At 64.8% G+C, this 13,953-nt stretch carries 14 protein-coding genes and 1 pseudogene; 8 read left to right on the forward strand and 7 right to left on the reverse strand.

Going from position 1 to position 13,953, the window contains the following annotated elements; translation table 11 throughout:
- Positions 1 to 136 precede the first annotated feature (136 nt).
- Together VGC47_12450 and VGC47_12455 are read right to left on the reverse strand one after the other, a co-directional pair.
- A complete protein-coding gene (locus VGC47_12450; protein HEX9856116.1) occupies positions 137 to 826 on the reverse strand; it encodes a site-specific integrase in 690 nt (229 codons plus the stop codon).
- Entirely contained in the window at positions 801 to 1,034 is a 234-nt protein-coding gene (locus tag VGC47_12455) for a hypothetical protein (GenBank protein HEX9856117.1), read from the reverse strand. Before VGC47_12455 ends, VGC47_12450 begins: the two co-directional genes overlap by 26 nt.
- Positions 1,035 to 2,302: 1,268 nt before the next feature.
- On the opposite strand from VGC47_12455, the gene VGC47_12460 reads away from it, so the two are divergent.
- The 7 genes and pseudogenes from VGC47_12460 (at position 2,303) to VGC47_12490 (ending at position 8,438) form a co-directional block, all read left to right on the forward strand.
- Positions 2,303 to 3,046, forward strand: a complete 744-nt coding sequence (locus VGC47_12460; GenBank protein HEX9856118.1) for a VOC family protein — start codon at positions 2,303 to 2,305, stop codon at positions 3,044 to 3,046.
- Positions 3,047 to 3,704: 658 nt separating this feature from the next.
- On the forward strand, positions 3,705 to 4,565 hold the full coding sequence (locus VGC47_12465; protein ID HEX9856119.1) for an alpha/beta hydrolase: 861 nt from the start codon (positions 3,705 to 3,707) through the stop codon (positions 4,563 to 4,565).
- A gap of 1,466 nt (positions 4,566 to 6,031) precedes the next feature.
- Positions 6,032 to 6,289, forward strand: a complete 258-nt coding sequence (locus tag VGC47_12470; protein HEX9856120.1) for a ribbon-helix-helix protein, CopG family — start codon at positions 6,032 to 6,034, stop codon at positions 6,287 to 6,289.
- On the forward strand, positions 6,265 to 6,600 hold the full coding sequence (locus tag VGC47_12475; protein ID HEX9856121.1) for a type II toxin-antitoxin system PemK/MazF family toxin: 336 nt from the start codon (positions 6,265 to 6,267) through the stop codon (positions 6,598 to 6,600). Before VGC47_12470 ends, VGC47_12475 begins: the two co-directional genes overlap by 25 nt.
- Before the next feature lie 134 nt (positions 6,601 to 6,734).
- Complete coding sequence (locus tag VGC47_12480; GenBank protein HEX9856122.1) at positions 6,735 to 7,364, forward strand: hypothetical protein; 630 nt, start codon at positions 6,735 to 6,737, stop codon at positions 7,362 to 7,364.
- Positions 7,298 to 7,957 (forward strand): annotated as a pseudogene (locus tag VGC47_12485) (adenylate/guanylate cyclase domain-containing protein). Before VGC47_12480 ends, VGC47_12485 begins: the two are co-directional and overlap by 67 nt.
- Before the next feature lie 91 nt (positions 7,958 to 8,048).
- A complete protein-coding gene (locus VGC47_12490) occupies positions 8,049 to 8,438 on the forward strand; it encodes a DUF1801 domain-containing protein (protein ID HEX9856123.1) in 390 nt (129 codons plus the stop codon).
- Between the two features lie 66 nt (positions 8,439 to 8,504).
- Here VGC47_12490 and VGC47_12495 read toward each other — a convergent pair whose 3' ends face one another.
- From VGC47_12495 to VGC47_12505, 3 genes are all read right to left on the reverse strand, one after another.
- Entirely contained in the window at positions 8,505 to 8,861 is a 357-nt protein-coding gene (locus VGC47_12495; protein ID HEX9856124.1) for a serine hydrolase, read from the reverse strand.
- A 173-nt stretch (positions 8,862 to 9,034) separates the two neighbouring features.
- On the reverse strand, positions 9,035 to 9,967 hold the full coding sequence (locus VGC47_12500) for an LLM class flavin-dependent oxidoreductase (protein HEX9856125.1): 933 nt from the start codon (positions 9,965 to 9,967) through the stop codon (positions 9,035 to 9,037).
- Positions 9,968 to 10,334: 367 nt separating this feature from the next.
- The gene (locus tag VGC47_12505) at positions 10,335 to 11,111 is read right to left on the reverse strand and encodes a calcium-binding protein (protein ID HEX9856126.1); all 777 of its coding nucleotides are present in this window, start codon (positions 11,109 to 11,111) and stop codon (positions 10,335 to 10,337) included.
- Positions 11,112 to 11,438: 327 nt separating this feature from the next.
- Between VGC47_12505 and VGC47_12510 the strand changes: the two genes are divergently transcribed.
- On the forward strand, positions 11,439 to 12,449 hold the full coding sequence (locus VGC47_12510) for an aminoglycoside phosphotransferase family protein (protein HEX9856127.1): 1,011 nt from the start codon (positions 11,439 to 11,441) through the stop codon (positions 12,447 to 12,449).
- Between the two features lie 71 nt (positions 12,450 to 12,520).
- Here VGC47_12510 and VGC47_12515 read toward each other — a convergent pair whose 3' ends face one another.
- Positions 12,521 to 13,474, reverse strand: coding sequence for a hypothetical protein (locus VGC47_12515; protein ID HEX9856128.1), 954 nt, complete (start codon positions 13,472 to 13,474; stop codon positions 12,521 to 12,523).
- A 46-nt stretch (positions 13,475 to 13,520) separates the two neighbouring features.
- A complete protein-coding gene (locus VGC47_12520) occupies positions 13,521 to 13,916 on the reverse strand; it encodes a nuclear transport factor 2 family protein (protein ID HEX9856129.1) in 396 nt (131 codons plus the stop codon).
- Positions 13,917 to 13,953 lie beyond the last annotated feature (37 nt).

The raw sequence follows: 13,953 nt of genomic DNA on the forward strand, positions 1-13,953 counted from the left end.
CGCCCTGAGCCATTGCAAGTCTTCATCCGGTAGCGATCGCTTCAAGCAATCGAGAAGGAAGTGACCAGTGCTGCCGCCCGTGTAGTCCGCGATCGGAACGCTTCTCCGACACCAAGCTCGTAAGGGTTGTCGGCGATCAGCGGGTTCCGGTGACGGGTCTCGACATCCTCTCAGGTGCCCGCAGCCTCTGGGAACCGCCGAAGATGAGGCCGGCGACCGCCTCTGCCGCATCCCGATCGACGGTCCTCGTGACGTGCTGATAGAGATCTGCGGTGATGGCGATGGAAGCACGTCCGAGACGCTTGGACACCACCTCGACCGGCACACCGGCCTCCAGGGCGAGGGTCGCGTAAGTGTGACGGAGACCGTGGAAGGGCCGCGGGCTCAGGTCGGGCAGCCCGGCCGCGTTCGCCAACTGGGCGAAGCGACGGGAGAGCGAGGTCGGTTGGATGGGTGCTCCATCTTCCCGTGCGAAGACCAGACCGCGGTCGCCGTACCCGTCTCTGGCCGCGAGCCGTTCCTCGAGTTGGCGTTTGCGATGGGTGCGAAGCTCGCGCGTCGTCACCGCGTCGAGTGCGATGCGGCGTCGTGAGTGGTCGGTCTTCGGGAACGGTTTGAGCTGCGGCCGGTGCTCGACCTCGACCAGTGCCTGCACTACGGCCAGATGACCGTCGTCGAGATCGACGTGGTCCCTGGAGAGCCCGAGTACCTCGGAGCGTCGCATCCCGGTGGTGAGCACGACCGTGTGCAGGGCGCGCAGCCGATCGCCGGCGACGTGGCCGAGGAAGGTCTCGACCTGGTCACGGCTCCAGGTGCGTCGTTGCAACCGCGGGCTTGCGTGCTCGTCGGGCGCTGGGTGGCTTGGTCCGGGTCGCCGGATTCCGCCGGAGCAGATCGTGCTCGACGGCATCCTGGAATGCCCGGTGGAACATGACGTGGACGTTGCGGACCGTCTTCGGCGCCAGGTCGGTGCCGTCGCGCCGCCCGCTCTTCAGCAGTGTGGCGTACAGGTGGTCGAGCAACCCTCGGGACACAGAGCGGGGAGGCTCTCGCTCTTCATGGCATCACCTCGGGTGCGGGTCAGAACTTCCGGTTCTGAATTCGCGCCGGGCCTTGGCGGCTTCGTAGATATTTCTTCCCTCGATCCGGTGATGTCATCAGGAAGGCTGAAGGTAGCGTGATACCGTCGCGGCGTGGATGAAGGTGAACGTTCGCTTCGCAACGCCACGTACCGCCTCTTTGTGGAGTTTGGCCGGGCCCCGACAGCGGGTGAGGTTGCGGCAGCCGAGAGTTCGACTGCGGAACTTGTCCAGGAGGCGTGGCGCCGTCTTCACGATGACCATGCACTGGTCTTGCATGACGGAGGCGAGCTCCGTATGGCGAATCCGTTTTCGGCGGTTCCCACGGCGAATCGAGTGCATGCCGGCGGTCGCTGGTGGTACGCGAACTGCGCGTGGGATGCGTTCGGGATCTGCGCTGCTCTGCACACCGACGGTGACATCGAGACGTCCTGCCCGGATTGCGGCGAGCTGCTAACGGTAGCGATCCGACGCCAGCGACCCAGCGATGAGACGATGCGCTTCCATTGCCTGGTCCCGGCTAGCTCTTGGTGGGAAGACATCGTCTTCACTTGAAGCAACATGAATCTCTTCCGGTCGGAAGAGCACATTGCCCAATGGCTTGGTGCTCGCGCCCCAGGAGCGACCATCCCCGTGTTGAAGTTGAGCGAGTTGGCCCACGCCTGGTGGGACGATCGCCTCTCGCCCGATTGGCGTCCTCACACTCGCGAGCAGAACCAGGCGATCCTCGATCGACTCGAACTCTCGGGACCGTTTTGGAGACTCCCGTGAACGCGTCCGTGAGCTGCCACTGCGCCGCCCGATAACCCCAGCCGGAGCGCCATACAAACCGATCCCGAGCAGTAACGAGCATTTCAGCGAGTGCACCCGATCGGCACTTCTCGGGCGGCTTGCGTGACGGGTCCGAGAGCCGTAGGACCCTAGGTTCCGCAGGACGGCGACGCGATGCTGGCGTTGGCGCACATCTCGACCGGCATACGGATGGCGGGTTCATGGTCACGCTCAACGCCGGGCGCGACGCGGCGAGCAAGCCGCGCGATGGACTCACCGGTTCGGAAGGGCTAGCTCACGTGGATCGAATGTTGCGAGACGTCTGGATGGGTTAGGGGTGGTCCGCGACCCGAACGCTTCTCCGACACCCAGGATCTTCTCATACGGCTTCGGCCGCAGCGTTCGCCGATAGGTACCGAATTCGGGCGCGTCCTGCTGCCAGGCGTGGAATCATGGCCGATCTCGCTTGTTCCGGGCATGTTTACGATGCCGAAGTGTCCTTGCGAATCGTCGCGGTGAGTTACGACGCTCTCGACCCGGAAGCCTTGGGCCTGTTCTGGGCCGGGATGCTCGGTCGAGAGATCGTCGAGGAAGCCAACGGAGTGCTGTTGCCCGGTACCGACACTCAGATCGGGCTTCGGTTCGTCGCGGCCACTACGGAGACGTCTGGGCGGAACCGCCTGCACCTCCACCTAACCAGTTCCACCGCCGAGGACCAACGGCGCAAGGTGGAAACGGTGTTGAGACTTGGGGGCCGCCGCTTCGGCACGAAGCCGCTGCCAATGGGTCGCGACTCCATCTTTCTGGCCGATCCTGGCAGCAACGAGTTTTGCGTGATCGAACCAGGCAACGGCTACCTCGCTGGCTGTGGCCTTCTCGGCGAGTTCACGTGCGACGGCACACGGGAGGTCGGTCTGTTCTGGCGCGACGCACTCGAGTGGCCGCTCGTGTGGAACCAGGGCAAGCAGATCGCCATCCAGTCCCGACGGGGCGGCACGAAGATCTCATGGGACAGTTGGCACGTAACCCGCGAGAACGGGAGAAACCGGCAGGAATTCGATCTCGCTGCACCGGAACCCGCAGTCGAGGCCGAACGACTGGTCGCCCTGGGTGCGACGGTTCTGGGCGACCGAGGCGACGGCGTTGGGCTGGCCGATCCCGACGGGAACGGGTTTTCGATCACCCTCGGCCACTGACATGTAGCGGGAGGCGCTACAGATCCAGCGGCAGCCGCTCCCTGGCTGAACGGGCCAAGTCGATGGGCGACCAGTTCACTGCGGCACACGCGATGCCGCCATGACGTCGAGCGGATGCTCGAGGAGGCGGTGCGGATTCTCGACGACCTCGACTTCCACCAAGCCCTCGGGCATGGCCTCCTCTACTGGGGGTGCCGCCACCAAAGACCGGGACGGCGGCGAAGCAGGCGGCAGCGCCGTGACCAGACGTGCTTCTATCCTGGCCGAGATAGGTGACATCCCCTGTGCAGTCAACGCCTCGAACGACATGATCGACCACCAACTGGGCCGCGACCAGGTCGACAAGGCCCTCGCTCACCTCGTCTTCGCCGCCCGCCGATCGGAGCCGATCCGCCCCGCTCCGCACCCCGTCTGGCGGCGACCTCCTGTCGCCTCATGGCGGCGAGTGGCGATCTCCGGGCCGCGGCCACCGTCGTCGGCTTCATCGAAGCAGGGGAGGGTCCCGGGGGCGCGTGCCGGGATATAGTGATGGGCGGTCTCGACGCAACGGAGGCCGAGGTGCTGTGTGGATCAGGCTCACGTGTGAGCGACGCCGACATCCTCGGTCATATGGGCCTGGGCAGCCGGAACCGCGAACGGAGTCGACTAAGGGGCCGGTATGGAGCAGCTGAGGCTCGGCGATGGGTCGGAGGTCAGCTATAGGGCTGTTGGCGAGGGCCCTCCTACCATCGGAATGCCGGGTGGTCCCGGCGTGTCGGCCGGGTACGTCCATTCGTTTGCGGAGCCGCTGCTCGACCGACTGACGTGGTATCTGATCGACCCGCCGGGGACCGGTGCGTCCACTCCGTCGAGTGACTACAGCATCGGCGCCCATGCGGCGTTCTACCGGAATGTCATGTCCGCGCTCGGTTTGGACGAAGCCCTGGTTTTTGGCCACTCGTACAGCGGCACGGTGGCGACAACATTTGCTGCGCAATATCCCGAAACAACGCTGGGTTGTCTGCTCGTGGCTCCCCCGGTGGTGGGGACCGACGTCGACGCCGCCGAAGGTGGGCAGATCCGAGCCGACATGAACACCGCTATGGAACGCCACGCCGCAGAGCCGTGGTACGAGGATGCTGTGCAAGCAGAGTTCAACCCCGACCCTTCCGACCCAGCTGGTTCGTTCCGACGTGGTTTGCCCCTCTACTTCTCCGACCCCACCGACGATTTGCTCGAACACGCCGTCGCGGCGATGGGTCCGATCGAGATCAACATGGATCCAATGATGTGGTTCTACGAGAAGGAGTGGCCGAGCCTGGACCTTCGCTCGACTCTTGACAGTCTTGCCATGCCGCTCCTGGCGGTCGTGGGTGAACACGACTGGGCAGTTCCACCGATCCAGGCCAGATTCTACGAGTCGGCCCCGGCCGGCCGGTTGTTGGTCATTCCCGACTGCGGCCATTTCGTCCAGATCGAGAAGCCGGCCGCCTATCGCGACGCCGTTATCGATTGGCTCGCCGAGACGGGACTGGACTAGGGGCGCCAGGAAGGACGCTGGTCTTCTTCGCCCTCCGCATGGCTTCTTCATAGACGACTCGCTGGGCTCACCGGGCAGGACGGGACACACCTCTCTAATCCAGACCATTGAGGACGAACTAGAACGGGCGTCGCTGATCGTCAAACCCGGCCAGAGTTCAGTCCCCACTCCGCCCTCGGGATGCTCACCCCAACCGAGTACACCCGGCAATGGCGGACCAACCACCCAGAAGAACTCTCATAACCAGTGGACCAACAACCGGGGTCCGGTCACCTGTTCCTGACGCACTCAATGTGCCGATCCCGGATGGGTGCGCGGTGCGAGGTTCCAGCGCCTGACTTGGTGATGTGCGTCTCGTCGACCAGCAGCGCCGTCGTGGGCGAGAGAGCGTGGCAAATGGCGGGTAGGTCGGCCGGCAGGATCTCCGTTGAACTGGCCACCCGTTGTCATCAAGTCCGCGGACCCTCGGGCGTCCAGCGGGAACGTCGTGACTCCGATCAGCCTTGCCGTTCGAAGGTCCAGTCGGGAGATGGGGGGCCCACTTCCACGGAAGCATCTGGGCAGTCACCACCTATAACGTCGGCTGTCAACGTCGACCCCTCGATCTGATAGTCCCAGATGAGATTCCCGGCGGGGCAGAAGGGACTGTCGTCCGAAAAGGTGAGTCTCAGACTTGTCGCGTCACCCTCCCACGTTCCTTCGAGGTCAAAGACACTCCAGGTGAAGGATCCGTCGGCGGCTGGCACAAAGGTCACCTCGCCTGGCTGACCCGGGCTGGATCCCACCCACGTACCCACAATCTCGGCGCTCCCTTGATCATCAGCGGAAGCGCAAGCACAGAGTAAGAAAACGAGCGTCACAATCATCGCTCTCTGCATCGAGGTGTCCTGACTGTCGCTGTCATGAGGCTAGTCGCAGACGACGCGGCAGCAGGGGAGGGACGTGATTCCCCAGACAACGCATAACCGGCACGTCAGCGTGTGGTGGAAAGGATCTCCACTCGTCCTCTCCTTCGAGCCGGTGGCGTCAAATTTGGAGCCCGCCCCAGATCAACGGTTCCGTAACGGTTCCGCCCATGTCTGTCACCGCCCGAGATCGGCTGCGGTATCGGGCGGTTGCTTGTTCGTGGAATGTGATGATGAAGTGCCGCTTCGCGGGAAGTGCGGCATTCGGGATGCTGGCCTGATTGAGTGCGTCGAGCTGAGCGGTCCACGACGAGCCCAACACCTGGCAGACGCCGTAGGGGCCCAACCCGGAGTCATCGGCAAGCGTCTCTCCTTCTGCAGACCTCCAATCCGCAGAATGACGGGACCCATTCCCGCGTCAATGGATTCCCCGATCAGCCCCCGGGACTCACCACGCCCCACAATTCATCGCGTAGAGCCCGTTTGTGGCGGCTTTGGGCCGGATCCTCCGCCCAGAGTTGAGGCGTGTACGTTTCGTACACGTTCTGGTAGAGTTCGGACATGAGCATCCCCGTCACTGCCCGTTTGGACGAGTCCGTTGTCGAGGCGCTGGACCGCGCCGTGGACGCCGGCGTTGCACCAAGCCGGGGTGCAGTAGTGGCTCGCGCCGTCGCCGAATGGCTCACCCGGCATGGGGAGGATGCCATCGTCGAGTCGTACCGGCGTCGATACGCAGATCCCGACCCGGCCCACGATGACCTCATGGAGAAGCTTGCTTCGTTCTCGCTGGCCGCATGCCTCGCCGACAGCGGGCGTTGATCTCTCGCGGCGAGGTGTGGGATGCCGACATCCCGGGTGTGGGCCGGCATCCCGTCGTGGTGGTGACGCGTGACTCGGCCATCCCGGTTCTGTCCTCCGTTGTGTGCGTGTTGGTGACCAGCACGTTTCACGGCCATGTGGCCGAAGTCGCGCTCGGAGCCGGTGAGGGTCTCAGCCGGCCCAGCGCAGCGAACTGCGACAACGTGTTCACGCTGCCGAAGCGGGTTCTGTCGCGGCGGCGGGGGATGCTCGACTCCCGCAAGCTGAACGAGCTGGATCGGGCGCTGATGGTGGCCCTCGGCCTTGCATGACGTGACACGGTGAACGACGTCACCAAGGCCGCCACTCGCGTGGTCACGGGTTGCACGCGGCCGGGCTTGGTCCCCGTGGATCGATGACAGCTGATCGAACCGCCGCAATGAACGGCCGGAAGTAGCCTCTCCCGATGCAAAGGATGTGGCGAGCGCTCATGGCCATGGGCGCCTACCCGGGCGAGACGGCTGCGCAGGCCGGGCGGCGCCGGATCGTGGTCGGCTACATGGTCTTCGGCATCCCTCTCCGGCTGCTGCTCGGCGCCCTGACGATCACTGAAGGCCTCCCTGCGGCCGGTCTCGTCGACATTCTGGCGGCGCTCCCGCCTGCCGCCGGATTGCTCGCGCTCCGACTCGAGCCCCTGTGGTACAGGGGGATCGTGAACGTTCTCCTGGGCGCGATCATCGTCGAGAATCTCGTGCCGACCGTCATGCGCGGCGGCGTCCTCGAGGCGGAGCTCTTCATGGCGTGGACCGTGCTGGCTCCTGTCGGGGCCCTGATAGCTCTCAGCAGACGGGCGGGTTTCTGGTGGTTCGTCGCCTTTCTCGTCTCGCTGGTCCTCGCGGTCGTGCTCCCGGAGTGGATCGACCCGATCTACGACCTGGAGCCGGCTTCGGCCGTCGACGTTGCGGCATCGCGCGGCGGCGCCGCGATCTTCGTCTACGCCGGTATGGCATATTTCGTGCGGCAGGGGATCGGTTTCAGCAGGAGTCGGATGACTTGTTGCGCAACATCCTGCCCGGCGAGATCGCCGCTCGGTTGAAGACCGACCCGTCGATGATCGCCGACGACTTCCCGCAAGCCTCCGTGCTGTTCGCCGACGTGGTCGGGTTCACCCCGATGTCGGCCACCATGACCCCGGCGCAACTCGTCGGACTCCTCAATCGGGTGTTCACCACGTTCGACGGGTTCGTCGCAGAGCTCGGTTTGGAGAAGATCAAGACCGTCGGCGACGAGTACATGGTCGCCGCCGGCGTCCCGGTGCCGCGCCCCGACCATGCCGAAGCGATCGCCGAGCTGGCGCTGCGGATCCGTGACTACATGGCAAGCCACGATTTCGACGGGCACTGGCTCGAGTTGCGGATCGGCATCAACTCGGGGCCGGTGGTAGCGGGGATCATCGGGACGCACAAGTTCGCCTATGACCTGTGGGGCGACACGGTCAACACCGCGTCGCGGATGGAGTCGGGCGGGCTCCCCGGCGAGATCCAGGTCGGTCCCGCCACCCACCAGCTCCTCGCCGGCAACGGCTACCGCTTCGAGTCGCGCGGCACCATCGACGTCAAGGGCAAGGGCCCCATGTCCACCTGGCTCCTCACCGGGTCTTCCGCGGCGCGATCGCCCACCTCGCCGTAGGCATGACCCGTTGCGGATCGAATAGGAAGGTCAAGAGATGAGCACAGCGAAGAAGTCCGGTTCGGGTTTCTCGGAGGCGGAGCGTGCCGCCATGAGGGAGCGCGCCCAGGAGCTGAAGGCGCAGGGCCGCAGCGGCCAGAAGAAGGCCGACAACGAGCGCGCCGTGCTCGAGGCGATCGCCGAGATGCCGGATGCCGACCGGGCTCTTGCCGAGCGTATCCACGCCCTGGTCACCGCGAACGCGCCGGAGCTTCTGTCCAAGACCTGGTACGGCATGCCCGCCTACGCCAACGCGGACGGCAAGGTCGTCTGCTTCTTTCAGGGCGCTTCCAAGTTCGATGCCCGCTACGCGACATTGGGATTCAACGATGCGGCCGCACTCGACGACCCCCCGATGTGGCCGGTCTCGTGGGCGATCGTCAAGTGGACCCCGGCCGTCGAGAAGAAGCTCGTGGCGCTCGTCAAAGCCGCGGTCGCCTGAACGGCACGATCGAGCGACGGCGTCCGACCGTAGCTACGCCGGATCGCCGACCGACGGGTGCGCCACCTAGAGATGGTTGGCGAGCGACAGCAGTCGTTGGGCCAGGAAATCTGCCTGGGGCGCATCCGGACCGAAGCGGTTGGTGAGCACGGCCACGGTCACGCCGGTGCCGGTGTCATGGAACAGGGCGGACAGGAATCCGGCTATGCCGCCGTCGTGTCCCCAGGCAGTGCCGTTGCGGTAGATGCCGAGCCCGTACGAGCCCCCGCCGCTCGACCCCTCCAGCATCGCAACGAGTGAGTCTTCGCTGAGGAGCGCACTGCCGAACACGGCATCGAGGAATCGCACGAGCTCCTCCGCCGTGGAGATCATCGCTCCGGCAGTCCACGCCGGCGTGATGAACCCGGGTGGTGCCGTCGGCATCGAGCACCACGATCACCCGAAAGACGCCGATGCAGATCCACACCCTCGTCACGTGTCATCGAGAGCCTCCTCACTCGTCGTGATGACACCCCGAGTTCCCTGCCCGGGACGCAAGAGCGGGGAGGCTCCCGCGCTTCATGGCATCACATCCCGCGCTGACGAACGGGGTCGGTTCAACCAGTGTGGACGATCTCCACGACAGGTGCCATGGCTTCCACCGCTGCTGTCTCCTTGGGCCATACGTCGCACCGGACTTCTTCAAGGCCGAGATCGCCCAAAGAGAGGATGTACTCAGCAATCTCTGCGGACGTGCCCGTCACTGGCTGTTCAACTTGGAGTCCTTCGGCGATGCCGATCCGGTTGCTGAACGCTTCGGGCACAACCGTGTACAGATCGAAGGTCCGAACGAGCGTGGAGGGGTCTCGTTCCTCCGCCTCACAAGCCTGTTCCAAGAGGTCGATGATGGGCCTCAGCCGAGCCTTGATCTGTTCGAGTGTCTCGTCCCAGCCCCACCAGTTCCATGCGTCGCCGTATCTCGCGACCAGCTGCAGCATCTTCGGGCCGCCTGCGGCGATGTTGATCGGTGGACCGGTCCGCCGAGGACCCCGCAACACCAACTCGGCCTGCTTGACCGAGTAGAACTGGCCTTCGAAATCGAACTCTCCGTTCTTGAGAAGGCCGTGGATGATCTGGATTGCCTCAGCGAACCGCGAGAACCGCTTGTCGGTCGGGATCCCGAAGGCCTCGTAGTCTGAGTCTGGCGTGTTCCCCGCTCCGATGCCGAGGACGAACCGCCCCCCAGATACCTCATCGATCGTCTCGGCAATCTTCGCTGTCATCGCCGGAGGGCGGTATGGGGAATTGACGACTGACTGTCCCAGATTGATACGACTTGTCGTCGCCGCCACCGCGGCCGCGATGACTACCGATTCCCACACTCCATCCGTGGCCGCCTCACCCCGGTAGAGCAGCGCATCTTCAAACACGAACATGTCGAACCCAGCTGCTTCCGCCGCGACCGCACGCTCGCTGATCGAATTCCAGGAAGGTACGGGTGTGGCGCCATCCGGCCGGCCATGGAGCTGATTGATGAGCCCGAGGTGCATGCGCCGACCCTAGTGATGCGTCGCGGAGTTGGCTTGGGTGAGTGCGGCTCGGCCTCGTCACACCGCCGAGAACGATGTGACCAACGCCCGGCGCCCGTGTGGTCCACAACCGCATCGCATCTCCGAAACCAGACGTCCTCAACTTTCACGTGATGCGGCGCCGCTGTTGCCCGTCGCCCATAGGTGGTCAGCGATCAGAACGCCATCATGATCAGTGAAGACGGACCATCCTGGTCGGTTCTGGCCCTTGAGCCATACAGATCACTTCTCGCCCCGAGCGATACGCACCGTGAGGGTTGTTCAACGACGGGCGGGACCCGGATCCCTTGTCCAGGTCCCGCCCTCCATCCTGCGAAGCAGTCGTTATCTAGAGAATGTCCTCCACGGCCAGGTTGGTTTCGCACCCGAGGGACGCGTCGTACCCCGCGGCTCCCTGACATACGTCATCACCCGGAGGCAGTGGCACACCTGGAGGCGGTGGGAAGAACGTTGGAACATCACCACCGATGAAGTCGTCTCCGGGACCGCCGTTGATGTGGTCGGAGTGGGATCCACCAAATAGCGAATCGGCGCCTGCTTGTCCGAATATGGAGTCGTCGCCGAGCCCACCAATGATTTCGTCGTCTCCACTTCCCCCATAACCCTGGTCATCGCCTTGGGCTAGAGCCAGGAAGTCGTTCCCCGAATCGCCATGAACGATGTCGTCGCCGGGTCCGGCAAGAATCTCGTCGTCGCCAGCACCGCCGTGGATCCGATCATTGCCACCCTCGGCGTTGGGGTCGCCGAAGAACGCGAGGTCGTCGCCGAGGATTCCGTCGTCGCCGTCACCCCCGTCGATGACGTCGTCACCCCCACAGCCAGCCATCAGATCATCACCACCCAGAGCCCGAATGATGTCGTCGCCATCGCCGGCGATGATGACGTCGAAGCCCTCTGTGCCGAACAGGACGTCCTTGCCGTCAGTGCCGAGAATGAAGTTGCCTCCCTCGAACATGGGATCCTCGAGATCAACACCCGGGCAAGTCGGGAGATGCGCATCTCCCAGCGCGGCAGGAGCCACTATCAACGACAAGGCAGCAACCGTCACCACGACGGAAAGTCTCCCCAGCTTTCTCATTGCGTCCCCTTTCCTGAGGTACTCCAACGTTACACGACCCACATGAACCGAGCCCGAAGTCCCAGATGGCCTCAGTTCGGCGCTCGCCGTCACGGCCTCGTGGCACGTGTCAGGCGGTGCAGTCGCCACGCGTTGCCCTGCCGAGCCGCCCGGTTCTCCGATACTCGACTCAACTACGCGCGGCCGGGATTCGACGACGACCTGGCCGTCTTGGTGGTGGGTGATGTCGATCCCCATCTCGGCGTTAGACCTTGGCCCTGTCTGCCGGGTCGGCCGCGGCGAGGGTGGCGGTGATGTCCCATACGGATGCGGCTGGTCAGCCCGACCATGTGCCGGCGCATAGAGTGCCTGTCCATGGACTGGCTTTCTGTCCCGGCTGGTCGTGATGAGGTCACAACCCAGTGGCTCTCGCGCATCTTTGGTCCGCTGCAGTCGTTCACGATAGAGCAGATTGGAGAGGAGTTCGGTCTCAGCGGATCGACATTCAAGGTCGATCTATGCCCAATCGATGCACCACGGCGACAGGTGGCAATCAAGTTCGCTTCCTACGATCCCACGGCACGGGAGATCATGTTTTTCGAGCGCTGCGCCGCCGACACGCCCCTTCGATTACCCGACTTCGTGGCAGGAGCCGTCGATCACGAGGCCGACCGAGGGGTCGTCGTGCTCGAGTATCTGGCCGACTTGCGGCAGGGCGACGTTCTGGCCGGGTGCACCCGAGCGGAGGCGATCACCCTGGCGAGGATGCTGGCGCGCCTGCATGCGGCGTGGTGGGGTGCCGACGATGCGGCGACGTCAGCACTAGCAGAGCTCGGTGATGACACAATGGCCTCCGGGCCGGGTATACGGGAAGACCGGCTCGGCCCGTTTCTCAATCGTCATGGTGGGTCGCTTCCCTGGTCGATGCGTGAACTCCTCGAGGATCTTCCGAATCGGCTGGCTTTGGCGTACCAGAAGCTGCGGATGGGCCCGATTACGTTGATCCATCGCGACTGGCACCTCGACAACGTGCTCTTCGCGCCGTCGGGTGAGCCGTTCGTGATCGACTGGCAAGGAGCCGCCGTAGGACCTCCGGCAACCGATCTTGCTCGATTCATGGTCGAATGCCTGACGGCTGAGCAGCACCGCTCCTACGGATCAGAGGCGCTGCTCACCTACGTGGAGGAGCTCGCCCGCCGCGGTATCCACAGACCCATGTCGGACGCCAGCCAAGAGATCGGCCATGCCTCGTTGCGTCTGCTGGCCCGCATCATCAACTGGCTCGGCCGAACACCGCCCGATCCTCCCGGCTCACGCAAAGAGGCACTCGGTCGCAACATTCTGCACAACATCGCGATGACCCTGGAAGCCTTCTCAATGGGGTGACCCCCCGGCATCCATCTTCCCCGCACTCGATCAACAAGATCGGGAGGATCAACGCGACGGAAAGCGACGCGTCAGGCGGCGCCGTCCCACCAATCGAGAACTCGGAGCGCTCGGAGGGTGTTCCAGCGGCTGGGTTCTCCGACGACGGCTTCGAGGTCGAAGTGGACGCGACCCTGATGGATGCGGTCGAGCAGCCACCGGCCGTCGGGCTGCCGCTTGGACCGCACGACCTCGACGGCTTCGGCCATGCGTGGATCGGGGTCCGCTCCCGAGTGACGGAAGTAGTCGAGCGCCCGCAGCACGTCATAGTGCCAGTAGTAGGGGAAGGCGAAGTCGAGATACGCCGGATCGGCGACCTCGCCCGTGCTCCTGCGACGGAACAGATCGCGCTCGAGCAGATACTCCTCCCCGCCGCGGCGGGCCTGGCGGACCGCGGCGGAACCCCCGGTGGCGCGCTCGAACTCGAGCAGCCCGTCGAGCACGTTGATCGTCGTGTCGAACGAGGAGCGCACCGACCCGTTCTCGGCCTCGCAGTTCCAGCCACCGTCGGCGAGCCGCTCGCCCAGGACCCGCTCGACGATGGCGGCGACGTCCACCCCGAAGTAGGCGCCGGTCTCGATGGTCCGACCGTTGATGCACGGCTCGACCTCGCCGTCGAAGTAGCGCTGCCCGGCGTGCTCCCAGCGCCCGTGCTCGGCGATGAGCGGGATCGCCCGACGCGCTGCCTCGCTCGCCGGGTCCAATCCGAGGATCTGCAAGGTCTGCAGTGTGTGCATCGTCGCCGTCCACGGCTGGCCCGGTTCGCCGCCCCGGTAGCCCGCCGGGAAGCAGGCGCCGCCGTCCCACAACCCGTCGGCGCCCTCGAGCGCCAGTAGACGGGCGCCCCAGCCCTCGTGCTCCAGGCGCGCTCGCTCGGCGGCGACCTCGCTGGGCGAGGCCTCGCCGGGCGAGGCAGCAATGAGACCGCGTAGCACCTGCCAGCGGATCGCGGGGTCGCCCTCGAGCAGCCAATCGATCACGCCCATCGCCCGCAGGCTAACCCGGGTTCGAAACCCCGTTCGAGCGATTCGCCTAGACCTGGGTTGGTGGTCGGTGTTTGCGATAGGAGTTCTTGCTGATGATCTTTCCGTCACGCACGGTCAGGAAGTCGCAGCCGTTGACCTCGACGTGTCGCCCGTCGGGCAGGGTGCCGGTGAGGGTCCACTCGGACACCCCGTAGCCGAAAGCCAGGCTGTGATGGCGTCCGTTGCCCCACTGGGCGTCCGGCATCGATTCGAGAGCCTCGGCAAACGCCTCCTTCACCTCCCTGGAACCCTCGTACCGCTTGCCACACACCTCATCACCTCCCGATGCCTCGAACACGCAGTCCTCGGAGAAGAGGCTCATCAGGGTTTCCAGGTCGTGCCGGTTCCACGCCTCCGTGTGGCGGGCCAGAAGCTCCCGCAGATTCGAATCACGCTGTGCCACTTTCACTCCTCCATATGGGCTCTCGGATCATCGCAGA

Source organism: Acidimicrobiia bacterium (genome assembly GCA_036396535.1).
GTDB lineage: Bacteria > Actinomycetota > Acidimicrobiia > Spongiisociales > UBA5794 > DASWKR01.

Excerpts from the sequence above, each read along its gene's own strand:
- VGC47_12460 (HEX9856118.1), top strand. The coding sequence starts at position 2,303 with ATGGCCGATCTCGCTTGTTCCGGGCATGTTTACGATGCCGAAGTGTCC.
- VGC47_12495 (HEX9856124.1), bottom strand. The coding sequence starts at position 8,861 with ATGCCGACGGCACCACCCGGGTTCATCACGCCGGCGTGGACTGCCGGA.
- VGC47_12510 (HEX9856127.1), top strand. The coding sequence starts at position 11,439 with ATGGACTGGCTTTCTGTCCCGGCTGGTCGTGATGAGGTCACAACCCAG.
- VGC47_12500 (HEX9856125.1), bottom strand. The coding sequence starts at position 9,967 with ATGCACCTCGGGCTCATCAATCAGCTCCATGGCCGGCCGGATGGCGCC.
- VGC47_12470 (HEX9856120.1), top strand. The coding sequence starts at position 6,032 with ATGAGCATCCCCGTCACTGCCCGTTTGGACGAGTCCGTTGTCGAGGCG.
- VGC47_12515 (HEX9856128.1), bottom strand. The coding sequence starts at position 13,474 with ATGGGCGTGATCGATTGGCTGCTCGAGGGCGACCCCGCGATCCGCTGG.
- VGC47_12465 (HEX9856119.1), top strand. The coding sequence starts at position 3,705 with ATGGAGCAGCTGAGGCTCGGCGATGGGTCGGAGGTCAGCTATAGGGCT.
- VGC47_12475 (HEX9856121.1), top strand. The coding sequence starts at position 6,265 with ATGCCTCGCCGACAGCGGGCGTTGATCTCTCGCGGCGAGGTGTGGGAT.
- VGC47_12490 (HEX9856123.1), top strand. The coding sequence starts at position 8,049 with ATGAGGGAGCGCGCCCAGGAGCTGAAGGCGCAGGGCCGCAGCGGCCAG.
- VGC47_12480 (HEX9856122.1), top strand. The coding sequence starts at position 6,735 with ATGCAAAGGATGTGGCGAGCGCTCATGGCCATGGGCGCCTACCCGGGC.